Origin of the sequence: Paenibacillus sp. UNC451MF (assembly GCF_000686845.1) — a bacterium.
In the GTDB taxonomy this organism is placed as follows: Bacteria; Bacillota; Bacilli; order Paenibacillales; family NBRC-103111; genus Paenibacillus_S.
Genome location: NZ_JMLS01000023.1, coordinates 121,098 through 147,352, shown reverse-complemented (window position 1 = coordinate 147,352; position 26,255 = coordinate 121,098). Strand labels below are relative to the sequence as shown.

At 47.4% G+C, this 26,255-nt stretch carries 22 protein-coding genes; 10 read left to right on the top strand and 12 right to left on the bottom strand.

Annotated elements, in window-relative coordinates:
- Positions 1–305: 305 nt before the first annotated feature.
- The 4 genes from BP97_RS37150 to BP97_RS0122800 all read right to left on the bottom strand — a co-directional run bounded on the left by BP97_RS37150 (position 306) and on the right by BP97_RS0122800 (position 4,479).
- Positions 306–599, bottom strand: coding sequence for a MerR family transcriptional regulator (locus BP97_RS37150; protein WP_051620889.1), 294 nt, complete (start codon positions 597–599; stop codon positions 306–308).
- A gap of 175 nt (positions 600–774) precedes the next feature.
- Positions 775–1,470 carry a response regulator transcription factor gene (locus tag BP97_RS0122810; protein ID WP_028551193.1) on the bottom strand — a complete coding sequence of 232 codons (696 nt, stop codon included), beginning with the start codon at positions 1,468–1,470 and terminating at the stop codon, positions 775–777.
- Between the two features lie 114 nt (positions 1,471–1,584).
- Positions 1,585–3,510, bottom strand: coding sequence for a DUF2334 domain-containing protein (locus BP97_RS0122805; RefSeq protein WP_028551192.1), 1,926 nt, complete (start codon positions 3,508–3,510; stop codon positions 1,585–1,587).
- 201 nt (positions 3,511–3,711) lie between these two features.
- Positions 3,712–4,479, bottom strand: a complete 768-nt coding sequence (locus BP97_RS0122800) for a class I SAM-dependent methyltransferase (protein WP_028551191.1) — start codon at positions 4,477–4,479, stop codon at positions 3,712–3,714.
- A 207-nt stretch (positions 4,480–4,686) separates the two neighbouring features.
- Here BP97_RS0122800 and BP97_RS0122795 point away from each other — a divergent pair, with 207 nt between their 5' ends.
- The 4 genes from BP97_RS0122795 to BP97_RS0122780 all read left to right on the top strand — a co-directional run bounded on the left by BP97_RS0122795 (position 4,687) and on the right by BP97_RS0122780 (position 8,765).
- Complete coding sequence (locus tag BP97_RS0122795; RefSeq protein ID WP_028551190.1) at positions 4,687–5,454, top strand: YwaF family protein; 768 nt, start codon at positions 4,687–4,689, stop codon at positions 5,452–5,454.
- Positions 5,455–5,500: 46 nt separating this feature from the next.
- Positions 5,501–5,656 carry a hypothetical protein gene (locus BP97_RS40300; RefSeq protein ID WP_156043286.1) on the top strand — a complete coding sequence of 52 codons (156 nt, stop codon included), beginning with the start codon at positions 5,501–5,503 and terminating at the stop codon, positions 5,654–5,656.
- A gap of 224 nt (positions 5,657–5,880) precedes the next feature.
- On the top strand, positions 5,881–7,170 hold the full coding sequence (locus BP97_RS0122785; protein WP_028551189.1) for an arsenic transporter: 1,290 nt from the start codon (positions 5,881–5,883) through the stop codon (positions 7,168–7,170).
- A 56-nt stretch (positions 7,171–7,226) separates the two neighbouring features.
- Positions 7,227–8,765 (top strand): PAS domain-containing sensor histidine kinase, encoded by a 1,539-nt coding sequence (locus BP97_RS0122780; RefSeq protein WP_028551188.1) that lies wholly within the window; start codon positions 7,227–7,229, stop codon positions 8,763–8,765.
- Positions 8,766–8,837: 72 nt separating this feature from the next.
- On the opposite strand, the gene BP97_RS37145 is transcribed toward BP97_RS0122780, so the two are convergent.
- The 3 genes from BP97_RS37145 to BP97_RS0122765 all read right to left on the bottom strand — a co-directional run bounded on the left by BP97_RS37145 (position 8,838) and on the right by BP97_RS0122765 (position 12,750).
- Positions 8,838–9,116, bottom strand: a complete 279-nt coding sequence (locus tag BP97_RS37145) for a hypothetical protein (protein ID WP_028551187.1) — start codon at positions 9,114–9,116, stop codon at positions 8,838–8,840.
- A 209-nt stretch (positions 9,117–9,325) separates the two neighbouring features.
- A complete protein-coding gene (locus BP97_RS0122770) occupies positions 9,326–11,221 on the bottom strand; it encodes a PrkA family serine protein kinase (protein WP_028551186.1) in 1,896 nt (631 codons plus the stop codon).
- A gap of 197 nt (positions 11,222–11,418) precedes the next feature.
- A complete protein-coding gene (locus BP97_RS0122765; RefSeq protein ID WP_064745730.1) occupies positions 11,419–12,750 on the bottom strand; it encodes a sn-glycerol-1-phosphate dehydrogenase in 1,332 nt (443 codons plus the stop codon).
- A 114-nt stretch (positions 12,751–12,864) separates the two neighbouring features.
- Between BP97_RS0122765 and BP97_RS0122760 the strand changes: the two genes are divergently transcribed.
- Positions 12,865–13,704 carry a DUF2161 family putative PD-(D/E)XK-type phosphodiesterase gene (locus BP97_RS0122760; RefSeq protein WP_028551184.1) on the top strand — a complete coding sequence of 280 codons (840 nt, stop codon included), beginning with the start codon at positions 12,865–12,867 and terminating at the stop codon, positions 13,702–13,704.
- Between the two features lie 176 nt (positions 13,705–13,880).
- On the top strand, positions 13,881–14,747 hold the full coding sequence (locus BP97_RS0122755) for a polysaccharide deacetylase family protein (protein ID WP_231506367.1): 867 nt from the start codon (positions 13,881–13,883) through the stop codon (positions 14,745–14,747).
- Here the strand turns inward: BP97_RS0122755 and BP97_RS0122750 are convergent.
- The 5 genes from BP97_RS0122750 to BP97_RS0122730 form a co-directional block, all read right to left on the bottom strand.
- Positions 14,744–15,688, bottom strand: a complete 945-nt coding sequence (locus BP97_RS0122750; protein ID WP_028551182.1) for an NAD(P)/FAD-dependent oxidoreductase — start codon at positions 15,686–15,688, stop codon at positions 14,744–14,746. The genes BP97_RS0122755 and BP97_RS0122750 overlap by 4 nt on opposite strands.
- Positions 15,689–15,984: 296 nt before the next feature.
- Positions 15,985–17,217, bottom strand: coding sequence for an MFS transporter (locus BP97_RS0122745; protein WP_231506366.1), 1,233 nt, complete (start codon positions 17,215–17,217; stop codon positions 15,985–15,987).
- Positions 17,218–17,684: 467 nt separating this feature from the next.
- Positions 17,685–18,986, bottom strand: a complete 1,302-nt coding sequence (locus BP97_RS0122740; RefSeq protein WP_028551180.1) for an ABC transporter substrate-binding protein — start codon at positions 18,984–18,986, stop codon at positions 17,685–17,687.
- A 176-nt stretch (positions 18,987–19,162) separates the two neighbouring features.
- Positions 19,163–19,999: a carbohydrate ABC transporter permease gene (locus tag BP97_RS0122735; RefSeq protein WP_028551179.1), complete on the bottom strand. Its 837-nt coding sequence runs from the start codon at positions 19,997–19,999 to the stop codon at positions 19,163–19,165.
- The gene (locus tag BP97_RS0122730) at positions 19,999–20,883 is read right to left on the bottom strand and encodes a carbohydrate ABC transporter permease (RefSeq protein ID WP_028551178.1); all 885 of its coding nucleotides are present in this window, start codon (positions 20,881–20,883) and stop codon (positions 19,999–20,001) included. Before BP97_RS0122730 ends, BP97_RS0122735 begins: the two co-directional genes overlap by 1 nt.
- A 152-nt stretch (positions 20,884–21,035) precedes the next feature.
- On the opposite strand from BP97_RS0122730, the gene BP97_RS0122725 reads away from it, so the two are divergent.
- From BP97_RS0122725 to BP97_RS0122710, 4 genes are read left to right on the top strand one after another with little or no spacing between them, the layout of a single operon-like run.
- Entirely contained in the window at positions 21,036–22,820 is a 1,785-nt protein-coding gene (locus tag BP97_RS0122725; protein ID WP_028551177.1) for a cache domain-containing sensor histidine kinase, read from the top strand.
- 44 nt (positions 22,821–22,864) lie between these two features.
- Positions 22,865–24,481, top strand: coding sequence for a response regulator (locus BP97_RS0122720; protein ID WP_028551176.1), 1,617 nt, complete (start codon positions 22,865–22,867; stop codon positions 24,479–24,481).
- Positions 24,478–24,909: a hypothetical protein gene (locus BP97_RS0122715; protein WP_028551175.1), complete on the top strand. Its 432-nt coding sequence runs from the start codon at positions 24,478–24,480 to the stop codon at positions 24,907–24,909. Before BP97_RS0122720 ends, BP97_RS0122715 begins: the two co-directional genes overlap by 4 nt.
- Before the next feature lie 10 nt (positions 24,910–24,919).
- On the top strand, positions 24,920–25,996 hold the full coding sequence (locus BP97_RS0122710) for a phosphodiester glycosidase family protein (protein ID WP_028551174.1): 1,077 nt from the start codon (positions 24,920–24,922) through the stop codon (positions 25,994–25,996).
- Positions 25,997–26,255: the final 259 nt, after the last annotated feature.

Genomic DNA, 26,255 nt, shown 5'->3' with positions numbered 1-26,255 from the left:
CCAACATCAGCAATCCCCAACTCTTCCGCCACTTTCGCTTTTGTCATCCCTTGAAGTCGCATTTCTATTGCTTTTTTCCTTATCTCAAAGCTATACGTCGTGAGCTTTTGCCCCTTTTTTGCCATAACGAAAAGCACCCCCTACAGTTTTCATCGGTTATTAACACCAGGGTGTTTTACCAATGTCCACTATAAGGGGTGCAGTTCAGAATGAGAAAGGCCTCTTTAAGATCAACAACAGGCTTGTGAAAGCTGCAATAGTGTTAGCAAGTCACATAAATGCTGGGTCCAGACCCGCTTTACAGCTCACACGGAGCCCGGATTTGCCGTCCCCCAGCTTGGGTAAGACCGGCCCCCTTCATTCTTATAGCGCTTTTTCTCCAGTTGCTGAATATCATGGGTTTGGAAGCCTTCATCCATCCGCTCCGCGATTTCAACCAGCTTTTCCACATCACCAAACGAGTATAACCGCGTCCCGCCCTTCGTACGATCCGGGAACAGCAGCCCTCGTTCCTCGTAATATCGAATTTGTCTGATCGATAATCCGCTCAATTTGCTTACCGTTCCGATACTGATGACTTTTTTATCCGAAAGTGACATGGCTACCCCTCCATCGAGCTCCGGAATGAGATCTATATGTGAAATTATATAACATACACCTAAAAAACATAGGGAAATTAGGACTAATTCACGCCCTACTTCAAATATTTTTTTGTCGTATCTTCACGAAAGCAAAAAAAGCCTGATCGGACTGTCACAATCCGTACCAAGCATGTTACGTATATATAAATTTATAGCCTACTCCGTGGACATTGATAATATGTTTTGGATTAGCTGGATCGCGCTCGATTTTTTTACGAAGATTGCTGATATGCACAATGATCGTCCGCGTATCGTTGAATATTTCCTGTCCCCAGACTTCCCTGAACAGTTCTTCACGAGTAATCGTGCGTCCGGGATGCCCCGCCAAATAGATCAGCAGCTCATACTCTTTTTTGGATAAAATGATTTCCTCATCCTGCACCTTAACCGTACGGCTGGCTGTATCAATTTCCGTAGCACCGAAGCGCAGCAGGGTAGAAGGCTCTGTCTTCTCGCTCAAGAGATGGGGTCGTCTCAAATTGGCTTTGACCCTGGCGATCAGCTCGTTCGGACTGAAGGGCTTCGTGATGTAATCGTCACCGCCAAGAGCCAATCCGGTAATTTTATAATGCTCCTCTGTCTGACAGCTTACGAAAATAATCGGTGCCGATGAAATTTCACGCACTTCCTTGCATACTTCAAAGCCGTCTTTTCCCGGCAGCACGACATCCAATATAATTAAATCGGGTCGCAGCGTCTCGACAAGTTGCAACGCATCGTCACCTCGATCGGTCCAAGCAACGCGAAACTGATGCGCTTCCAAATAAACTCGCATAATTTCACGAATCTCCGGGTCATCCTCTACGATGAATATCGTTTGATCTATCACTAATCCTCACACCACCAAAACAAATGATCGTTCTTGATTTACTCAAGAATAAATAAAGTTTTCCAATTGGTCAATAAAAAAGAAAACCCGGCGATGCCGCCAGGTCGTCCTTTTTTACCTGCTTTCAAAGGAAAGAGCCGTATCCAAAAATCCGCCCTGACGATCCAATAACCCAAGATCACTTTTTCCGTTACCGTCGAAATCATGAATGATTAACTTCGAACCCGGTTTCCCCCATGGCCCAAAGGTAGACAAGAGCTGGTATTCGTTATCTCCTTTGCGCAAGTAAACAGTGAATCGCGAAGTATCGGGGTTCCAACGAAGAACATCCTCCTTGCCATCTCCATTAAAATCAGCAATTCGAATTTCTCCGAATTCATCGGGAACGTTCAGCTGAATCTTCTTGGATTTCCATTCCAAGGATGCCTTATCTGCCAAAAGCTCCAAGCCGCCGATGGTGGTCGGTCGCGAGAGAAACAGCACTTTAGCGCCATCAGTCTCCGTCCGCTGCTGAAGCTCATGCTTCCACTCGCTTTTCATCTGGTAAGGCTTCATCGGCTTGACCTCGCCTTTGCTGACACACAATCCATTCACCTGCATGCGGTCCGACGACAAACCCGCTAACACCACATCGCCATCCGCCTGTTGGATCACTTGCAGATTCGCCCAGCTGCGAGCCTCCGTTTTCCAGCTGCTTTGCAAAACAAATCGTTGTCCGTCGGATACGAAGCGTTCGAGCTTTCCATTAGGCTGAACGATCCAGAGGCTGGCATTATCCTTTGCTGTTTTTCCGCTGACAGCGGCAGCTGCACCATTGGTGTAAGAGACATTAGCCCACACAGAAGACATTCCCTGAGGTTCATTACGCAGTCCTCTAAATGAACCTGCCGCAACGGTGACAACTCCATTTTTCAAATCCCACGTCACCATATCGGCTTGCCCATCACCTGTTACGTCAACCATCATAGGCTTTTTCAGTTCAGGCGGCTTCCCTTGTCCCTGACCTTCTGCGGTGTTCCACTTAATGCTTTGTGCAGGAGTGAATGGAACGTAGTCTTGAATCGAATAAAATACGTACCGCTTGGCACGAATGCCAGTAATAAGCTTTTGCAGCAAGCTTTTATCCTGATCTGGATATTTGTATTCCGGCAAGCCATCCCGTATGACCGGCTGACCTTCCTCGTCCATAACCGGAATCAAATATTTGAACTCAAGAAACGGATGATAAAAGAATGAATTGATATTATTCGTCTTGCCTAGGCGATCGACGATTACTTTCTCATCTTTATTATATGGAATGTAGTCAAAAGGCGTCGGCACATAAGCTGCACCCATGCTAGTTTCACCATATTTTCCATTGCGAATGTTCATGTACTGCGCAGAAGGAGAATTACGGTTCACCTGCACATCCGCCTGATAATTCAAACCGAAGTAAGAACGAAACAGCTCATCCTGCTCAGCAGTGGACCGATAATGGGGCGATTCCCAAAACTGCGGCGTTAACCCTGCTTTGCTCATTATCTCCAAGCCCGCCTTCAAACGTGGTTCGGCAAACGCAGCCGATACGGTTGACTTCTCGCCTGGTTCGTCAAATTCATTGCCGATCCCTGATTCATGATGTCCGTCATCACGACGTACATTTCCAAACTGGTGCGTATAACCGTGCATACCGAGAACCGCACCGTCTTGAACGGCTTGCTTCAGCAGCTTCTGATAGGCAGCAACATAAGGATTGTCCGTCTGGTCCAAAGATACGTCATAACGCGTGCTGTCCGCCGGATAATCAAGCCAACGCGGAATGACCGCAAGGTGATAGGCTACATGCTGATCTCGCAAGTATTCCATGACCGCCCTCAGCTTACCCAACTGCTCTATTGAACCATACTGCCCTCCAGGCCCAATATCCTCCAGCCTCATAAGCACAAAACGGGGGTTGGTCGCTTCCCCTTCAACTTTAATATGATACGAGGTAAACATCATAAAAATAATAAGTACAGAAATCGCATAACGCAGCCATTTAGATCGAAATATGGCGGACATCCGGTCATCGTGCTCCTCTCTTGCTGTACAAAACGGAAAGGCTTGAGCCTCACAGAAACGCTTTCAATTTTGCCTAGGATGATTGTATCAGATTTCGGTCTCGGCGAATATTGTTTTCTTTCAAAATATTAAGCGTTTTCATTATGAAAATAAAGCCAAAAAGCGCCTCTGCCAGCAAAGCACTTCTTGGCTTTAATCCAACTATTTCAATACAGCTGCAAACCGGAGTCTCCGGTAATCAGCAGTCCAAAATTTCCCGTTATACAAGTCATTACGGAGAATTGAACAGCACTGGGTATAAGCCTCTCGCTTCTGCTCCTCTGTTAATCCAACGAAGAACATACCGGCGAATGTATGCAGCCAATGATTCATACCTTCCTCACCGTCTACAAGCTCTGTAGGTCGATCGAACAGTTCCATATACCGGACCTCAAAACCGTGCTGCTCCAATAAAGCGCTGTATTCGCCGATGGTTGGAAAATACCACGGATTGCGTTCCTCTGCATCGATACCGTCATGCTTCAGCACTTCAGCGATTGCCCGGTATATCCGTTCGACATTTCCACTGCCACCGAATTCAGCTACAAATCTTCCGCCTTTATGGAGCGCCTGACCTACGGAATCTATCACCTGCTCAGGTCGCTTCATCCAATGAAGTGCAGCGTTGGAAAAGACGGCATCGAACTTCTCCGGAACTCGAAACGTGTGGGCGTCAGCCGCATCGAATTGAAGCTCCGGATACTTGTCCCTGGCTTGGTTCACCATATCCTGTGAGCTATCCATCCCTTGACAGTAGGCACCATGGCTTGCAATTTCATAAGCCAAATCTCCAGTCCCGCAGCCTAAATCCAATATCCGCTCTCCTTGTCTCGGTGAGAGCAACTCGACAACCCCCTTGCCAAGACGCGATACAAAACCAATCTTGCTATCGTAGAAAGTTGCATTCCATTTCTGCTCTTTTTCGTTCATCTTAATCCGCTCCTCTATGTTCTATTCAATACCTATTATGCATCAACTACCTTATTACTTGAAATATATAATACATATCACTTTTATAGGTAATACCTATAATCAATCCCCTCTTTTCATGGTACTACTTAAAGTTAGTACTTATGGTCGATTCACTTCATCGTTACACTAAACATAATCCATCATTTTACATTAGGGGGACAGAGCATGTTGAATCCTTATTGGGATCCTTCGTATGCGGAACCTTTCTTGAATTATTCACCTTCTCATCTTATAGCCATAGCCGTATTGTGTATTATCAGCACGTTTCTCTATGTATTCAGGTCAGCTATACAGGCGTCCGCCAGGCTTCAATCCTTTATTCGCTGGAGTCTCCTTATGGCCCTGGCCGTTCCAGAAGTGTTGTTGAATGTATGGTATGTGCAGGAAGGAATGTGGGATGCTCAGAAAACACTTCCTTTAGAGCTGTGCAGCATCATGCTTATTTTGTCCGTTGTCATGCTGTTGACCAGCAGCCGCATGCTATACGCCTTAGTATTTTTTGCTGGTATCGGAGGTGCTCTTCAAGCCATGATTACACCGAGCCTTTGGTATCCGTTTCCTCATTTTCGGTTTTTCCACTTTTTTATCGTTCACATTGCTATTATCGCTGCGGCATTATACATGACTTGGATCAAGCAATATAAACCTAATTGGAAAGCGGTCGGATGGACTATGGTTTTTCTTAATGTACTGCTTATCATCGTCGGCGCTTTGAACTACTGGTTAGACGCCAACTATATGTTCCTTATGCACAAGCCGTTAACCGCATCGCTTCTGGACCTGCTGGGTCCCCACCCGTACTATCTCTTATCCGAGGAAGCCATTGCACTATTCATGTTTTCCATCATGTATGTGGTTTTCTTCGTACTTCCCGGCAAGCGGAATCGAATGAGTAAAAGCTTCATCTCCACCAACGACACCTCAAGTGAATAATATCTTAATCCTTGGCAAAAATACCCTTCATGAAAGGAGGGGGACCATGTCGACTACAAATAATCAATCAACCGACCAGACCGAGGAGCCTACTCCCGCTGCAGAAAGCAAAGATGTGGAGCAGAGCAAAAATCCAGGCATTGACTACACCAAAGATTTCATCTGGGGCAGCGATCAGGACGAATATATCGATGAATCCTGAAGACTAGCCAAGCTATGAAAATGTATCCATAATTCTGTAAAAAGTCCGCCTCCAAGGCGGCTTTTTCATTCGTACGTCCTTCATTTTATAAAAAAACGTCCAAAAACGTACGATATGTGCGAAGTCCACATTTTAAATCCGTTTTTGTTAATTATTGCATTTACTTCTGAAAAGTTAAAAGGCTATAATGAATTCATTGTGTTTATTTTGCTGGAGGCCAAGTCATGAGTTCCGTTGTTGCCATACTGTTATTTATTGTTACTATCACGTTGATCATATGGCAGCCGCGAGGGCTAAATATCGCCTGGTCTGCTGCCGGCGGAGCGATTTTGGCCCTGCTGGCAGGCGTTGTAACTTGGGCGGATGTTGCCGCCGTCACGCATATCGTATGGAATGCTACACTTACATTTGTTGCATTAATTGTGATTTCCTTAGTTCTTGATGAGCTGGGCTTCTTCGAATGGTCCGCTCTGCACATGGTACGGTTATCCCGAGGTAAAGGCATCCGGCTGTTCTTGTTCACGATTCTGCTTGGAGCCATAGTGTCCTGCTTCTTCGCCAATGATGGAGCCGCATTGATTCTGACCCCTATCGTATTGGCACAAATGCGGGCCCTCAAGCTTCCCAGCCTCACTGTGCTGCCCTTTGTCATGGCCAGCGGCTTCATTGCCGATTCCACCTCGATTCCGCTAATCATAAGCAATTTAGTTAATATCGTATCTGCGGATTTCTTCCATATATCCTTCTCTGACTATGCGTTGACGATGATGCTTCCTAACGTCTTCTCTCTATTTGCCAGCATCTCCGTCCTTTATTTATATTACCGCAAGCACATCCCGGCCGTTTATGATGGCTCGCTTGTACATTCTCCACGAGAAGCCATCAAAAGCATGCCGATGTTCAAGCTGTCCTGGTACATATTAGGTATTCTTTTTCTTGGATATTTGTTTGGCGAAGCCATCGGCATTCCGGTTAGCATTATCGCATGCTTCACAGCTTTATTACTTGTCTGGGCGGGCCATCGCTCCAAAGTCATGAGCGCCAATAACATGCTGAAAGAAGCGCCATGGTCCATTGTGCTTTTTTCCATAGGGATGTACGTGGTCATTTATGGCTTAAAAAATGCCGGCTTCACGTCTTTACTCGGAACATGGATCGACTCCTTTGCATCGCACGGCTTGTTCGCCGCCACCATGGGGATGGGCTTCCTGGCCGCTCTCCTGTCTTCGATCATGAACAATCTTCCTTCAGTCATGATTGGAGCGCTTGCGATCGATGCGACCCATACCAGCGGTACCATTAAGGAAGCTCTGATTTATGCCAATGTGATCGGCTGCGATTTGGGTCCCAAAATAACACCGATCGGTTCCCTGGCAACTTTAATTTGGCTTCATATATTATCTCGCAAGGGCGTTAACGTTAGTTGGGGATACTATTTCAAAGCAGGCATCATTCTTACGATCCCCACTCTGTTCATTACACTACTTGGGCTTTATATACGTCTATGGTTTTAACAAAAGTACGGTTCCATATAAATGAAATGATGTAGGTAGGCAGGTGAACCAAGAACATGCAAAAAATTCCCGTCACCCGAGACGGAAAAAAAGGCTCCGATATTATGATCGTGCATTCCGACGATGTCGTCAAAATCGAATGCTTGAGAGAAAAGGAATACGTTATCCACACGATTAACGACAAATACTATTGGGCTGCCTCTCTGGAAGCTTTCGAGGAATGGATGTATGAAGAAGGCTTCAGGCTGATCGACCAGATGAACGTCGTCAACATGAATCACGTAACCGGATACGATGTCAAAAAGGGCATTGTTTATTTGAGCACCGACCAGGAGAATCACTCCAAAACAGCTTCGGCCGCCTGGATTCATAAGGATCATATCACAAACGTGCAGACAATGCTCGGGGAAGTGAAGAAGCTCGACAAGAGCAGCGATCCGGACGAGTTTCAAAGCGATATCTTCGAATCCATCTTAGCTCAGGAGGAAGATAGCCGTTTTGCCAGGTCTTATGCCATGATACAAGCCATTTATGAAAAGAAAAGAGCGGAGAAAAAGCTCGAGCAAAGTGAGCAGCGCTACAAATCGCTGTTTCAGCACAATCCCGACCCTATATGTTCGTTCGATAGCTATGGCTATTGTACCAGCGCCAATCCCGCTTTATTCCAAATGACCGGCTACACGGAAGAAGAGCTGCTGAATAAATCGATTCATCATCTTATCATTCCGGAGCATATGGCCAGGTGGCAAGAGCAGTTTGCCGGTACCCTTCACGGACAAAATCTTCAATATGAAATTACCTTCTTACATAGGAACGGTAGTGCCGTTGAATTAAGTGTCCTGAACGTACCTATCGTTGTAAACGGTCAAATGAAAGGCGTTTATATGATCGGTAAAGATATTAGCGAACGGAAAAGAGCCGAGGAAATGCTCCTCCGTTCCGAGAAGCTGTCGATTGTGGGGCAATTGGCTGCCGGCGTAGCCCACGAAATCCGCAATCCGCTCACTTCACTTAAAGGCTTCGTACAGCTGATGCAAACTAAAATATCAGGCTTCGAGTCGTATTTCAACATCATGATGGACGAGCTCGACAGGATCAATTTCATAGTCAGCGAATTTTTGGTTATCGCCAAGCCTCAATCGCTGCGCTCTCAGCCGAGGGATGTTGCCCAGATATTACAAAGCACCGTCGCCTTAATCGGATCACAGGCCATGATACATAATGTAAAGCTGAATATGAAAATCGAGGAGTCTCTCCCGAATATTAACTGTGACGAAAATCAAATCAAACAGGTGTTCATCAACATATTAAATAATGCGATCGAATCGATGCCTGAGGGCGGAGAAATCCAAATGGAGCTCTGTCTTCGCGATGACAAGCATCTTTTGATCCGTTTCGCCGATCATGGCTGTGGAATTCCTGAGGAACGTATCCCTCGGCTTGGAGAGCCGTTTTACACAACCAAAGAAAAAGGAACCGGCCTCGGCTTGATGGTAACCTATAAAATTATAGAAAACCACGGGGGACGGATGGAAATTCACAGTGTTGTTAATGAAGGAACTGTAGTTGAAATTACGATGCCTGTTATGAACTAAAAAAAGCCTTCGGTCCACTTGATTCGTGGTTCCGGAGGCTTTTAACTGTCCTATGGCAATGAAACAGTAGGATCAATAGTAAGGATAAGAGTAGGGATAGTAAGGGTATGGATATGGATGCGGATATTGATAATATCTTCCGTCGTCAGTTACAACTATAGGTACAATGAAAGGATTAATGTATCCTACTTCAGGATAAAATCCCCCGTCGCCTCCATGAAAGCCTCCCCCGTGGAAGCCACCATCATGGAAACCACCGCCATGAAATGCGTCTCCATGGCCACCATAAAACTCCCCGCCGTGACCAACCGGTCGGAATAATTCATCATTTTCAAATTGAGTTGTCGTCATTCGATATCTCCCACTTCCGTAAGTAATGTAGGCATCTGTATAGTTCAAATATATGTAGGCGCGCTTAGGAGGGTGAATGCCTATAAGGAAAATGGGCGGATACCTAGATGTCGGCACCCCGGTCACAAAAAGAACAGTAAGAGCCATCAACGGATGGCCCCTCTAGGTTCACTCCTATTTATTTAAGTAATATAATATGACAGTAACATTTAACGATTCAACAAACTGCCAACATATCTCAACAATTCATTAGCGGAGGCTGTAGTATAACCATGCTCTTCGACAAGTCGCTTAATAACCTCGTTGATCCGTTTCAGTTGATTTTCATCCGGCGTTTTGGTCGAGGTCGTAATTTTCACGATATCCTTCAAATCCGCAAACAGCTTTTTCTCAATCGCTTCGCGCAGCCGTTCGTGACTGCTGTAATTGAAACGGTGCCCTTTTCGCGAATAAGAGGACATGCGAATCAAAATTTCTTCCCGGAATGCTTTTTTGGCATTTTCCGAAATACCGATTTGCTCTTCGATGGAACGCATCAGTCTTTCATCCGGATCCATTTCCTCACCAGTTAAAGGATCCTTAATCTTGCCCCAGTTACAATAAGCCTCGATATTGTCGAGGTAGTTGTTAAACAGCGTTTTGGCTGACTCCTCGAAAGAGTAAACGAATGCCTTCTGTACTTCCTTCTTGGCCAGCTCGTCATATTCCTTGCGGGCAACGGAAATGAAGTTCAAGTAGCGCTCCCGTTCCTCCTTCGTAATGGAAGGGTGTTGATCCAGACCGTCTTTCAGCGCACGCAGCACATCCAATGCATTGATAAACTCCAAGCCCTGCCGAATCAATGCGCTTGAAATTCGGTTGATAACATACCGTGGATCAATGCCTGACATCCCTTCTTCCAGGTACTCATTTTGCATTTCTTTCAAATCGGCTTCCTTGAAGCCTTCGACCTCTTCCCCATCGTACATGCGCATTTTTTTGACCAGATCCATGCCCTGCTTCTTCGATTCCTTCAACCGAGTGAGAATCGAGAAGATCGCCGCTGCCCGCAGGGAATGCGGTGCAATGTGGACATGGGACATGTCGCTTTGCCGGATTAGCTTCGTATATATTTTCTCTTCCTCTGAAACCTTCAAATTGTAAGGAATCGGCATCACGATCATCCGTGACTGAAGCGCTTCGTTCTTCTTATTAGCGATAAATGATTTGTACTCGGATTCGTTCGTGTGAGCGATAATCAGCTCATCTGCGGAAATCAGGGCAAAACGACCTGCCTTGAAATTCCCCTCTTGAGTTAAGGAAAGCAAATTCCACAAAAACTTCTCGTCACACTTGAGCATCTCCTGGAATTCCATAATACCTCGGTTCGCTTTATTCAGCTCCCCGTCGAACCTGTAAGCGCGAGGGTCGGATTCAGACCCGAACTCCGTGATCGTCGAGAAATCGATACTGCCCGTTAAGTCCGCTATGTCCTGTGACTTCGGATCTGACGGACTAAACGTACCTATCCCCGTCCGGCTATCTTCCGAAATCAGCACCCGTTCCACCAGAACATCCTCAATGCGCCCGTGGTATTCTGTCTTCAGACGCATTTGACAAGATGGGCATAAATTCCCCTCGATTTTGATTCCAAACTCAGTTTCCACTTCAGGACGCAGATCTTGCGGTATCAAATGCATCGGTTCTTCATGCATCGGACATCCTTTGATTGCGTAGACCGCGCCTTGATCCGTACGCGAAAATTGTTCCAGTCCTTTCTTAAGCAGCGTGACAATCGTCGACTTACCACCGCTGACCGGACCCATCAAAAGGAGGATACGCTTACGTACATCGAGGCGTCTGGCTGCTGAATGGAAGTATTCTTCGACCAATTTTTCGATGGCCGTATCTAGACCGAATATTTCCTTCTCAAAGAAGTGATACCTGCGCTTGCCGTTATCGTTTCCGATGCCTTGCGATGCGATCATCTCGTAAACACGGGAATGCGCCGTCATCGCCAAATGGGGGTTCTTACGAACCAGAGCGATATAATCGGCAAAGGTTCCGGTCCAAGCTAGTCTGTCGGTTTCTGTGCGGTAATCTGATATTTTCTTGAATATGTCCATGAGTTAACCTCCTCCGTACGGTGCAGTTTGCGGTCACATCATCAAAGAAACGAAGTGTATTAAATAATTATGCAGGGCACAGGGATAAGTTGCCCGAAATTTTAGACAAAAACAAAAAACAGCAGCAAGCGGATTCTGTAGGACGCCCAATACCCAGGAACGTCCAGTAGAATCTGCTGCCGCTGTACAATGATAATTTAAAGCCATTGTCCAAGCCGCATGATCGTATATCGATTACGTACATACATAGCATATTGCATGCTTTCCTGCAAAAGCTCCTCTTCAACGCCCAGCTCTTCAATCGTTGTAGGACCGCCTGCTCGCTGCAGCGCTTCCGCCAATACCGCAGGGGACGGCACGCTCCGGCAAACGTCGCGAATAGCGTCCCAGTGCTTGATGATCCGCTGAGGCAGCTCCTCATCCAGCGAGGAAACTGAGCCTGCCTCGAGGCCATTCTCGGCAAGCACTTGATCAGCGATGCTGCCGTAGCCCTTCTTAATCTGAGCGCACACCCGCTCAGCTGTCGGTACATCGCCGCTCGCTTGCTTGGCGGCGATAGCTCTGGCGGCCGCTTCCTTCGTGAGCGCAGCGGCCGACTCATACAGCGCGGCCATCTTAACGGCCGCGACCCCGACCTTGGCGCCGTGCAGCAGGGCGCGGCGACGCTCTTGAATGAACTTCATCTCCCAATAATGGGAGAGATGGTGCTCTCCGCCGGAGGCCGGACGCGAGTTACCGACAAGCAGCATGGAGATGCCTGACAAGGTCAGGCCCTCCATCAGCTTGCGGACACCTAGCTCCGTCCCGGCGGCAATGTCCTCGGCATGGTCGACGCACAGCGCGAGACCTTGCCGGGTCATCTCAGCGGCGAGCTCGCAGTACGGCTCGCCGAACAGCACTTGTCCGAGCTGCCAATCGGCAAGCGAGGTGTACTTGCCCAGCATGTCGCCGAAGCCTGCGGCGATCATCGCTTGCGGTGACTTGGCGAGCAGCGCCAAGTCGGCGAATATTGCTTCCGGCGGCATAGCCGGAATCGTTTGTTTGAAGCCGCCGATAATGAGCGGCGCTCCGACCGAGGCGAAGCCGTCCACCGACGGGGCCGTCGGCACGGAAAGAAACGCACGGTTCGTCCGGTGAGCGACGAAACGAACCGTGTCGTGGATCGTGCCCGAGCCGACGGCCACGATCGCCTGCGCCGACGGCGTTACGTGCAGCATCAGCTGCACGATAACGCGCTCGTCAGCGGCGAGCTCCCCGTGCTCGTCTTCTGCGAGCACGCACAAACGCGCCTTCAGCTGTGCCGCTTCGCACTGCTGCAGCAGCTCTCGCCCGGCCGCCTCCAGCGTGTGCCGGTCGGCAACCAGCAGGAGCTCGCTGTAGCCGCGCTCCTGAGCATACGGCGCTAGCTCTGCCAGCGCGCCGCGCTCTATAATCACCTTACGGATGGAAGTCGAATGCTCTTTTCCACAATCGCATACAAAACGTTTTCTTAACCACGGCTCTATCTGGCCGACCTGTTCTATCATCATGATTCCCTCTCTACTATTGCAAGTCTTTTGGATCTATCTTATCAAAACTATGCTATAATGAACATTAATTTTACGTAGAAAAGAACCCCATGGTTCCAAAGGAGACGAACCGCTGTGGCGATCAAAACCGAGACGGAGCTGTATGCTCCGGTCAAAAGCTTCTTCGAGCAGCAGGGCTATCACGTCCGGGGAGAAGTACATCACTGCGATCTTGTAGCTATTCGAGACGAGGAGCCTCCTGTCATCGTCGAGCTGAAAAAAAACTTTTCGATTCCTCTGCTCCTCCAAGGCATTAACAGGCTCCGCCTGACTCGGCAGGTGTACGTTGCCTTCGAGATGCCGAATAAAAACCGCGCTCCTCATGGAGCGACCTGGCCTGAGCTGCGCAAGCTTTGTCAGATGCTTGGGGTCGGTATGATGACCGTGCAATTTTACAAACGCAAAAAACCGCAAGTAATCATAGAATGCCACCCTCCTGCAGCAACGGCATCCAAACAAGGTGTACTGCCCTTAGCCCCGATATTAGAGAGCTTAATGGAACCCACCGATTACACAGCGGCGGCGGAAGCTATTACTTCTCCCGCTGCTCCGACCGTGCTGCCACGCCATAACAAAAGAGCTGCCGAGCGCATCGTACGAGAGTTCAAGGAACGTCGTGCCGATTACAATGTAGGAGGCAGCAGCAAGCGCAAGCTAATCACTTCCTATAGGGAGAAGGCGCTCCATATGGCATTCCTGATTCAGCAGAACGGACCGATGAGTCCGCGTCGGCTGCGTGATCAAACGGGTATTGCCAATGCAGCCAGCCTGCTGCAAAAAAATTATTACCGTTGGTTCCAGCGGGTGGAAAGAGGCGTGTACTCCCTTACGCCGATAGGAGAGGAAGCGCTGCAAACCTACGCTCAAGTGGTGGAGCGGCTGCCCCAGCCCGAGCCTGCATCGACTCCTACATAATTCCTCATTCCGTTTATTGACCCATCGTTCCTTATCCGTAGGTGTCATGCAATGCAAGAGCATGTTTCCTCTCTTCCTTCGCATGACCGACTCGGTTATTCCAGACAAACAGACATATTCCCGTCTAGCTCCTTATATAAATAGAGTACTAGAGTTCTATGCAAAGGAGTCTGTCTATGAACCCATTCGAGCTATGTATGCGTTCCCAGTCGGTCCGCGCCGTACCACGCCGCTGTTTCCTTGTTTTTTCCTGCCTGCTCGCCATGCTTTTCATTACATGGGATTGGCTGCTGCCGTATGCCTCAGCCTCACCCGAAGAGACTGCCTTTCTCCAGCAGGAGACCGCTACAGCCAAGGCAGGTGACTCTCAGCCTGTTAAGCCGCCACCGCCCATACCCGTGCTGAATTACCACAGCATTACCGTCGATCCCGGCAACCGCGCTACCATTACCCCAGAGAAATTCGAAGCTCAGATGAACTATTTATCGGAGAACGGCTATACACCTCTAACTCTACAACAATTTATAGATATTTTGGAGGGCACCGAGAGTGCTCCTGACAAACCGGTGCTGCTTACCTTTGACGACGGCTATGCCGATAATTACGAGCATGCGCTTCCGCTGCTCAAGAAGCTTGGCTTCCATGCCACATTGTTCATGACTCCCGGCATGGTCGATGACGGATATTTTCTTAACTGGGACCAAGTTAAAGAAATGCATGAGGCCGGTTGGGACATCCAACCCCATGGAATGACTCACCCTCATCTGCCCCTTTTAAAGAAAGACAAACAAGAATACGAAATCACTGAAGCCAGGCGACAGATCGAAGAACAATTAGGAACGACGGCGGATGTGTATTGCTACCCTTACGGTGAATGGAATCAAACGACACTCAAAGTTCTCAAGGACCATGAGTTCCGATATGCCTTCACGATTGAGCAAGGAAAAACTACTTCCAAGCAAGACCCTCTGAAGCTGACTCGGATTTTCGTCAATGGAGAAGAGTCGATTAATAAGTGGATATCTCGTTTGGCACCGAATTAATGCAGCGCAGGCTGCTTTTGCTGTCGTTTCAAAAGCTCTTTATGTATCCATATGGCCGCTTGTGAGCCTTCGCCCATCGCAATGGTCACTTGTTCGGCGTGTACGCCCACATCTCCAGCCGCCCAGACTCCCGGCACATTCGTCATTTTGGATCGGGGGTCGGCGGAGATATGACGGTTCTCGAGCCGTTCCACTCCAAGCTGTGCCGCCAGTTCGGATTGTACCTTATTTCCGCCGAAGGCTATAAACCCACGCTCTCCCTCTATAACTTTGCCATCTGTCAAACGTACTCCGCTAAAATCTCCAGTCTCCGTAACCAAAACCTCAGCTATCGCTTGATCGACCATCAAAATCCCTTTTTCTTTTAATTGCTCCAGCAAATCAGTGGAAACTGCCGACTGATGCGATTCATGATTAATATAGACAAGCTCCTGACTCCAATACGATAGAGTCAAAGCCATGGAGGCGCCCACATGGCCTGCTCCAAGTACAATCGTCCTTTTGCCGCTAACCTCATATCCGTCGCAATCCGGACAGACGTATACGGTCAATCCGAGGCATTCTTCCAATCCGGGAAGCTGCGGAAACCGATCCATAAGACCCGTAGCTAGAAGAATCGTCGCTGTCTTCAGTTCTTTCCTTCCCTGCTTCGTTAACGCCTTGAACCCATCTTCCTCTGCACTTAGCCCACTAACTTCATCGTTCATAAATTGCACGCCGAGCCGCTCCGCCTGCAACCGCCCGAGTCGTCTAAGCTCCGGTCCAGACACTCCATCCGGCCATCCCAGCACATTATGATAGCATTGGCACAACGTCGATCTGCCAACCCCTTTATCGATAACGAGTGTTCTGTGCTTGTATCTTCCTAGCTGAATTGCTCCCTGAAGACCAGCTATCCCGCCCCCAACGATGATGCAGTCGTATTCCTCTTCCCTATTCACCTTCCATAAACATCCCTTTCATAACGATTTTTCCCATTAGGTTATCCAAGCTGAGAATAGTCCATGCACAAGAAGCACAAGGGCTGTTTTTACAAAAATTTCAAATAGAATGAGCAACTAAAGATTATAACTATTCGTCATTTTCCTTGTGAAAGGAATGGATGAAAAATGTATCGGACATGATTAAACTGACGGATCAAACCATTACTTACTAGTCCTTAGGCAGCTCCTCACGCAAAAAGGAGAGCTAAGCCTACAATGCTAGCTCTCTTTCTCTTTTATTTTCTGCTCTTCTTTCACGAGCTCTGCTTCCCCGCTTCAACCTCCGGCACACGCTCAAGCAGCCACACCATCCCTATTTGGGCAATAGCAGCGAAGAACAGTACCCAGGGAAGCAGCTCATTTCCGCTATATCTGGTAACAAGAATCAAAGCTAGAATCGAAACAACCCGCCCAAAGTTAAGGAACGTCTCACGCATAACAACCGACTCCACTCTCAACTGCCCTTTTAACGGAAGCGCTCCGATCAGACGGAAGTAGAAGGAAGTTATCGTATTCCCTTGCAGTGGTGAGCAAATAGAGTAAAGCACCATGAACAAGATGACCGTTAACAAGGTGAGCTTCCATAAGATAAACACAGTTCCCAGAACGTATCCCACTGTAGATATAATCAAAAACTTGCGCGCCCGGTCTTCCCGTCCATAACGGGTAAGGACCATGCCCATTCCAATGCTCAAGGTCGCATACAGTACCCCTAAATAGCCTACGAGGTCTTCTCTGCCAACGATCTGAAATAATAATATATTTGGCAAGAACAGCATAATCCCCTGGAACAGCCCCATCACCCAGAAGCCGATCAGGGACTTGAACCAGCGTTTGTTTTTGTTCATCAATAATCCGACGAATTTTAAATAATAAGCTTTATGATGAGATACTTTCGTTTTAATCTTCAAGCTGCCGAGCGTAGCAATCAGGAACATGAGGAAGGCGATGGAGAACACGATCGTGTATCCCTGCAATCCGTCGTTTTGTCGAATAATAAATCCCGCCAATGCAGGACCTATCAACCCAGCCAGCGTAAACACAATCATATTAATGGCTAAATACCGAATCCGGTTTTGCTCCGTGGACACGTCGTACATCAGGGTCAAATACCCCGCCCAGTAGAACGATCCAGCTGCACCTCCAAAAATCGCAAACAGCACGTAGTAGTCTACGACCTTCTCCTGAGCGAATACAACGATCAGGTAAAACAGCGCAATCAGTCCAATACCGATACGGTAAGATACCATGCGGTCTTTTCTCTTAATGATGAAGCCGCCAAGAGCAAACGCAAGAGGTGCTGCTCCATAGTTCACAATGTAGTACATACCGTTAATCCATAAGCTTTCGGTTAGTCTCCACAAATACAGGGTCAAAAATATACCTGACATGGAGGCACCGAATTGAAAACAAAAGTGAATAAATAAGGATACTATCGCATCCCTGGATAACCGCTTATCCTCAGGTAAATAACGTTTTTTTGCCACATACCATTGCCTGCTACCCGAAATAAGCCTTGTTATCATGTCCATCCCCCGTCACCATCTGGCCGCTAATCATACTCATTGTAACAGCGATACCCCGCTTCTGTTAAACGGATACAGCCACGCCAAAACCCGACGTAAGCACTTGTAAGCGGATTTAGCATTGGTTTTACTGGCTAATCATTCCTTGATAGCTATTTCGTCCCCATTGCTTCCTAATGCTCGCTTTGCTGTAAAATAGTTCCCTGGTATCCAAGTTCTTTTGCACATCAAAGACCCGACTTATTTCGGTGCCTAAAATTTCTGAGTATAACTACATTCATAGTTAGTGCTGCTCCGATAGGGTATCCCCATACTTTTTCTGTAAGTTATCAGTTCTTAGACAATTGAAAGATCCCCCACTTTCCGTCATAAAGCTTCTTTTAAAAAATAAAAGACCCCGGCTTCCGCCGAGGTCTAAGTTAGTAATATTATTTTTTCAGGCTATCCCATGTTTTTTGGAACTCTTCGAGCATTTGGTCCTTCGTTTTTTGCTTAGCAACATAAGCCTGCATCGCAGCGGCAAACTTCTGGCTGCTCGCCTCTCCGCCCGGGAACTTAAACCAGTTCCAGCTGAGCGTCTTGTTTTCTTTGCTGTATTTGATAATATCTGCGGCCAATGGACCTAAGATTTTCTCGTCAGCCGGAATGTTCGTGAAGGCAGGAATGAACTTGAATTCCTCCGTAATATACTTCTTACCGATATCGGAAGTAACCATCCAGTTAAGGAACTTCTTAGCTTCTTCTTTGTTAGGCGAGTTTTTGTTAATAACCCAGTTATTAGGTACGCCGACTGGAAGCTTATCGTTAGCTGCGGCATCGTCGCTGATCGGCATCGGCAGGAAGCCTACTTTAATGTTAGGGTTTGTTTGCGTAATTTGCAGCTGTGTCCAGTTACCTTGCTGCGTCATAGCGGCTTTGCCTGTTGCAAACTCAGTTACTTGCGTTTTGTAGTCGGTTTGCAGCGGGTTTTTATTGCCGTATTTCAACTGAAGATCAAACAGCTTCATCCAGTTCTCGAATCCCGCATTGCCTTGAATCTTGGCTGTACCTTTATTCAAGCCGTCGATAAATGCATTAGGATCAGGCTGTTGAGCAAATGGAATGTTGACGAAGTGATTGCCCAGTACCCACCATTCTCCATAGCCGTTCACGAAAGGCTGAATGCCTTTATCCTGCAGCTTCTTAGCCGCAGCTTCCAGCTGAGTCAGCGTCTTAGGCAGCTCCGTAATGCCTGCTTGAGTAAATAAGTCTTTATTATACAAGAAGCCATAGCCTTCCAAGTTCAACGGCTGACCGTACAGCTTGCCGTTTTTGGTCATTGGCTCTTTTGCTACAGGAACCATATCTTTAACCCATGGCTGATCAGACAAGTCTTCCAAATGCTCGATCCATTTATCCAGGTCGGAGAAGCCGCCATTGTTGAAAATATCCGGCTTATCCCCCGAGTTAAACTTTGCCATAAGCGCAGCTCCATAGTCCGAGCCTCCGCCTACTGTATCGATTTGAATCTTTACCCCTGGGTTTGCTTTCTCATATTCAGCGGCAAGCTTAGCCAATGGCTCAGCGATTTCAACCTTGAATTGGAACATCTTGAGCGTTACTTTTTTTGCTCCGGCATCGCCGCCAGTCGTGCCTCCAGCTCCAGGAGCCGGATCACTCTTCGCGCAGCCAGCTAGTAAGGAGCCTAGCATTACCGTGGTCAAGCCTAATATTGCAATCTTCTTTTTCATTAGAGAAGCCTCCCTTAAAGTTGATAGTTTCTATGAAGCGTCTATATTTATTGTTTGGTGTTTACGCTTTTATTGTAAAAAATAATGGTTACTGCGAACACGGACTATATTGAACGAAAAGGTGTAACCTATTGACCGACTGTAACCGGATCCAATTCAAATCCATCTACAATGTTTTACCCTTTCACAGAGCCGGCCGTAATGCCTTCGATAATATGCTTTTGCATCGCCAGGAAAAACAGTACGATCGGAATAACACCGAGTACGAGTGCCGCGAGAGCTAAATCCCATTGCTTCGTATATTGACCGAAGAACGAATAGGTGGTCAATGGAATCGTCCGCAAATCGGGACTGTTCAATATAAGCATCGGAAGCAGGAAGTCGTTCCAAATCCATAAGCTGTTCAGAAGAATAACCGTCACAGTCATTGGCTTCAGCAGCGGGAATACAATCTTCCAAAATACGCCCAATGGGGAGCAACCGTCCACCGTGGCTGATTCCTCTACTTCCAAAGGAATCGATTTAATAAATCCATGATACAAAAATACGTTGAGTGAAACTCCAAAGCCAAAATAACAAATGACAAGGCCGGGAATGCTGTCCATAAGACCAACTTCACTGGCTACACGCACCAATGGAATCATAATCGATTGGAACGGGATGACCATTGCTGCGACAAAGGCAAGAAACACCAGATTATTGAAGCGTGACGGAACTCTGACCAATCGATAGGCGGCCAACGAGCTGATCACGACAAGCCCAAGGTTGCTGAATACCGTAATGAGCAGCGAATTCCAGAATGCTTGCGGAAACTTCATGATCCCCCATACTTTAACGTAATTGCTGAAATTGAGAGACTGCGGCAGGCTGGCAGAGTTGATCAGCAGCTCACCGAAGCTTTTCATGGAGTTGACGATAACAAAATAAAATGGGACCAAAAACAGCAATCCAACGATAATACCGATAATTTCCAACGATAGCAAGCGAAGATTGTAAGTGTGTTTCGCTTCCATTACACTTCAACCTCCTTCTTCTTCGTCATCCAAACTTGAACCATCGTAATGAGTGCCACCACGATAAAGAATATAAACGCTTTGGCCGTCCCTAGTCCGTACCGGTTATTACGGAACGCCTCATCGTAGATGTTAAGCGCAACAGATTGTGTTGAGTTAAACGGTCCGCCTTTTGTCAGCGATACGTTAAGGTCGTACATTTTGAACGCCCACGAGATCGTCAGGAACAAACACACGGTGACAGCCGGCATAATCAGCGGAATCGTAATGCGGCGAAGCGTTTGCCAACGGCTTGCACCATCGATATAGGCCGCTTCTATAATATCTTTCGGCACATTTGCCAGCGCCGCAATGTAGATAACCATCAAATAACCTGCGGTTTGCCATACACTCACAATCACAAGACCCCAGAAAGCAGTTGGCGCATCTCCGAGCCAAGGCAGCTGGAAAAATCCGATATTCGTCGCCTCGCCGATCGTTGCAAACCCTTTGACAAAAATGAATTGCCAGATGAAGCCGAGCAGCAAGCCCCCAATGACGTTAGGCATAAAGAATACTGTACGTAAAATATTTCGGGATTTCAGTGCCTGTGTCAGCAGAAGCGCTAATGAGAAGCCGACCACATTCGCAAGCACCACGTTCGTGATGGTGAACTTGGCTGTAAACCAGAAAGACGAGTGAAAATCTTTATCGTCCACTATAATTTTTTTGAAGTTATCGAGTCCTATCCATTTGATCGTCGAAGTGACTCCGTTCCATTCGGTAAACGAATAATAAATGCTCATTAGAAACGGTACGATCACGATAATGGAGAAAAAGACGAGCGCCGGACCGACGAATACCGTCTGGAGCATCCAATCCGACAAGCGATGCTTAGCTTTCATAGCATCTTTCCCCCTTTTGATAAGTATAACCCTAGTATAGAAACGAATGCGGTTGAAAAACACCGATTATGGTGACCCATCAGGTGGAATTTATTGATGTCGCTTGTTACAATAAACTTGGCATTCAGATAAGATCACGAAGGGGGCCGTCTATGATTCGTAACAGCATTCGCAATAGGCTGATCATATTTTTGCTCGCCGCTACGATCATTCCGATCTCCACTTCGATGGTCATTACCTATTTTTTCACTAAGCAGTCCATTTCGGGAGAAACGATAGCAAGCAACTCGAACCTCATCTACCAGGGAAAGACGAATATTATGAACTACCTCAGGGTGATCGAGCAGAGTTCCTTATCGGTGTACAACGACACAACGCTGTACAAAATTATCGAGAGCGGAGATTCGGATTATATTAGCATCAGCGAAATATCCAGAGGGCTGCAAACCTTGTTCAACTCGGTTAAGGAGATCAAACAGACGTATTTATATATCGCTCAAAGCGATCGTTCGTTCTCCATATTACTTGGTAATCCATTGCGTAACGAAGGTGCAAGAGACAAGTACCATCCCGATATGCTGAACTCCGAGCTTCGTCTGGAGCCGACTCATCTCATTCATGATTACAAGATGGGAGGTATCTTTTACGTCCCTCCATCATCCGTTATTACACTTCACCGTTCCATCCGAAATGCTCTGACGCAGCAGGAGCTGGGGATTCTGTCCATTGATTTCAGCGTGGATGTCATACGCTCCATTAGCGAGCAATTGTATACGCCTGGGCAAGATGAGCTGTACATACTGGATAGCGACGGAACGGTCGTCTACGGGACAGATCCTGCTGCGGTGGGACATGTGCTGCATGAAGAATGGGTGGATCATCTAATGGCAATGCCTGCAAGCAAAGGAAGCTTCGAGTGGAAGAGCAAGCCATTCTCTGGCATACATATTTACGAACGCATGTCGACGCCATACATGAATTGGACGTTGGTGAAACGGATTCCGTACGAAAGCTTGTACAAAAATGCACGAGAGCTTACGAAAATCAATACACTCATTTTCAGCTTGTTCTTGATCGTCGTCATCTCGGCAACCCTCTATATTTCGTTCCGGTTCACGGCGCCGATCAAAAATTTGATCGGTTATATCAACAAAATTCAGACCGGCAACATGCAGGTCGATATTCAAGTGAGCAGTAATGATGAGATCGGTATTCTCGCGCGTCGCTTCCGTCTCATGATGCAGACGATCAACAACTTGATTTTGAGTGAATACAAGCTCGATTTAGCTAATAAGACGAACCAATTGAAGGCACTGCAGGCGCAGATCAACCCGCATTTCTTATATAACAGCCTTCAGTCGATAGGGACGCTTGCGCTGCAGCACCAGGCACCCAAGATCTATTCACTGCTTTCGTCTTTGGCCAAAATGATGAGATACAGTATGAATACAAATGAAACGATCGTCCCGCTCAAGCAGGAACTGGATCATGTGAAGTCGTACTTGCAGCTGCAAATGCAGCGCTTTGAAAATGATCTATCCGTTTCATTCGAGGTGGATGATGATACGCTGGATATCATGGTACCCAAGATGATTCTTCAGCCGTTAGTCGAAAACTATTTCAAGCATGGCTTCGACCCTCGGGAGAAGTTAAACAGTCTGCTCATTGCCGGATCGCTTAAAGAGCGTCAGCAGCTGGAGCTTATTGTTGAAGACAACGGGAAAGGTATGGAAGTGGAGCAGCTTACCAAGCTGCAAAAGCAGTTGAGCAAGCACATGAACGCAGCGGCGGAGCCGTCGGAGAGTATCGGACTGCTTAACGTAAGCTCAAGGCTGCAACTCTACTTCCCTGGGGCAGCTATGAACATAGATGCCTGCAGCCCGTCCGGGTTGAAGGTGACGATCACGATCCCACTGCATGCACCAAATCTCAGTTAGTATCGCTTCTGCACATGTAGAGGCTGTTTAGGAGGAACTTCAGCATGAAAGCCATCATTGTAGACGACGAGAAGCATGTCCGGGAAGCAGTCAAACTGCTTGTAGACTGGAAGTATTTCGGGATCGATGCCCTTTTCGAAGCCCAGGACGGCGAAGAAGCGATTGAGCTGATCCGTGAGCATCAGCCTCAGCTTATTTTTACGGACATGATGATGCCGGTCAAAAGCGGTCTAGAGCTGCTGGAGTGGCTCGCCGCCCATTACGCTTGCGGCAAAACGATCGTCATCAGCGGGCATGATGATTTTCAATTGGTGCGGCATACCGTCAAGCACGGGGGTGTCGATTACATATTGAAGCCTATCGACGCTGAGCAGCTCCATGCTGCGGTCAGCAAAGCTTTGGAAAGCTGGATTCGCGATGAGAACGAGCGCCACCGGCAGCGGCAGAGCAATATCGAGATGAACCAATTCCGCCCCGTCTATTGGGAGAAATTACTATCTAATCTGATTGCCGAGCCATCTGCTTATGAAGCCTCGGCTGCGGCTTTGAGCCAGGAATTCGGCTTGGACCGCAACGTCAAAGAATGCCGATTAGCCATTATGACCCTGGATACCATGAACGCAGCGCTCAAAAAGAAGTTCGATGCCAATTCAGACCTATTATTCTTTTCCATTACGAATATATGTAATGAAATATTACGAGCAGGCCAACGCGGGATTGCCTATCGTTACTGGAACAGCGAAGGAGAAATCATTCTTCTGCTGTTCGGCTCCGATGATTCATGGAACCAGATTCTCTCTTCCATTCAACAGGGTATGAAATCTGCGCTGCGCAGCAGCTTCGATATCGGCATCGGCCGTGTTCAGCCGTTTCCGAGCGGCTTGCCCCCAGCTTACAAAGATGCGCGCACCGCTTTGCGTAGACGTAACCTATTGTCCAAGCAGAAGCAGGTGCATCTGCTTCCAGACCCGCTGCCTACTCAGCAAACTGTGATTTCATTTAGTGATTATGCGGAGCGGATCCGTCTAGCTGTCCAAAGCGGCAGTCCCGAGCAAATCAGCAAGTCGGTTGAAGAATGGATTGCAGCTGTTGGCAAGCTGGACTCCATCACTTTGGAGCAGTTGGAGCTATGGTGGAGCGAATACAACGTCCTGCGCAGCCGATGGCTGGCAGAATGGTTCGGGGATCAGCCGCCAGTCCTACAAACCTCAATGAACTCCGCTCCCTTCTTTATCCCTTCGGATGAGACGGGTTCCCTGTCCATTCCATTGTGGAAGAAGCAATTGACCGAGAGTTTAACTGAGCTGTCCAAGCATTTGCTTGAGCATCAGCATCGAGATCAGAACGTCATTTATGAGATTGCAAAGTATATTCAAAACCATTATCATCAGGATATTACGCTTCAAGAGATTGCCAATCATTTCTATTTAAGCCGTGAATATATTTCCCGTAAATTCAAACAAGAGTTTAAAGTCAATTTATCCGATTATCTTAGTGACATTCGTGTTGAGAAAGCGAAGCTTCTCCTGTTAAATCCTCATCTAAGGATTGCTCAGGTCGCCGAGATGGTAGGCTACGATGATGAGAAATATTTCAGTAAAGTGTTTAAAAAGACGGTTGGCCTCTCACCTAACGAGTACAGGAAGGTGAATCAACCATGAATACGCCCATCGAACCTGCTTCCGAGCAGCTTGTGGTGCGAAAAAGCAAACCGGCTAAAGGAAGAAAAAAAACATACGTATTTCTATTTATGGGATGGACGCTGCTCATCGCGCTGGGTGCGCTCGGCGCCAAGCTATATACGGATCATCTGCGACAGCAGATCGCCGCGGAGATTGCCCAGCAGACCGAAGTGCAGCTGAAGGCTGTGCAGGAGGACTATCAGAAGCAAATTGCCCAGCTAAAAGAGAGCGTTAGCGGCGACCTTACGAAGATGCAAGGAAAAATCGACTCGTTGAACGAGCTGCTCGCATTTACTAAGGATAGCGCCAACAATAAGACCGATAACAGCAATCAGCTGTACACACAGCTTAATGAAGTGAAGAACAAGCTCGATGAGTTGAAGAAAAACCTGGATGTACTGCAATAAGGAGAGCCTCATGAATAATCCTATTCAACTTATAAACCGTACTCTGTTATTGGCGATAGCGCCTTTTATCGGTATTATGATCTTTTTACTTTGTACTCAGCAGTCGGTTCAGCTTCCGGACCTGCAGCGGTTCGCCAAAACCGACTTTTCGATTCAGACTCAGCTAGAAGCCTCGGCTCAGCAGCTGGACAAGGCCAAAGTCGACGCAACGCAAACCAAATCGACGATTGAGCGATTCTTTCAGCTTTATGATAAAAGCGCATCAGACGTCACGGCCATGGTGGCAACAGCTGACGCAGCTTCTGCTAAGCCTAATGCAGTCTTCGATTCACGCATTATGACCAAGCTCGGCGGCAGTGTCGCCAGACAAACGAGCAGCTCCAATATCGATATGAAACTGTATAATTTTAGTGATAAAAACTATAAAGGCTATGCTTTGAAGGTGAATATGAAATCCGACAAAGCTATGAAGATGGTGCTTGGGAAGGATGCCGTAGGTGGGAGTGAGACTACGCTGGATGCAGCGCGGAGATATGGTGCCGTTGCTGGTATCAATGCTGGCGGCTTCGCAGACGACAACAAGACGGGCAAGCGATTTCCGCTCAGCACAACGGTATATAACAGCAAGTACGTATACGGCTTTGAGCCGACCTTCGAGGATCTTGCCTTCATTGGATTAAGCACGAATAGGAAGCTGATCGGCGGAAGATTCTCACGCCAAGAGGATTTGGATAAGCTGAAGCCAGCCTTCGGAGCCACCTTCGTTCCGGTGCTGCTGCAGAACGGCAAGAAGCAAGCGATCCCCCCTCAATGGCAAACCTCGCCGGCCAGAGCGCCCAGAACGGTCGTAGGTAACTTCAAGAACGATCAACTGTTGTTTTTGGTCACTGACGGCTATGATGAACGAGGAAATTCGGGGGCTACGCTTGCTGAGCTGCAGGACAAGCTCCTTCAGCTTGGTGTCAAGGATGCTTACAATCTAGATGGTGGAGGCTCCTCTAGCCTGATTTATGATGGACAAATCATCAATCGTCCTTCGGACGGGAAATTACGGCCTCTACCCACTCATTTCTTGTTTTTTAAATAAATGTTCACATTTTGGTAATATTTTTTTAGGCAGTGATTGGTTATAATAATGTGCAGGGGGTGCAGCCGATGTCAGCAACATTTTGGATTGTGAACTTAGTATTCTTGATGTTTATTGTAGCTATGTGCACTGCATCTTATAATGATGACAAAACGAAAGGTCTTTAATTAAGACCTTTCTACAGATTCATAATGAGATAATCTTCTTTTCCGGTTTACCGGAAGCTAAGATCGAAAAAAGCATCACGCTCCTTGATTCA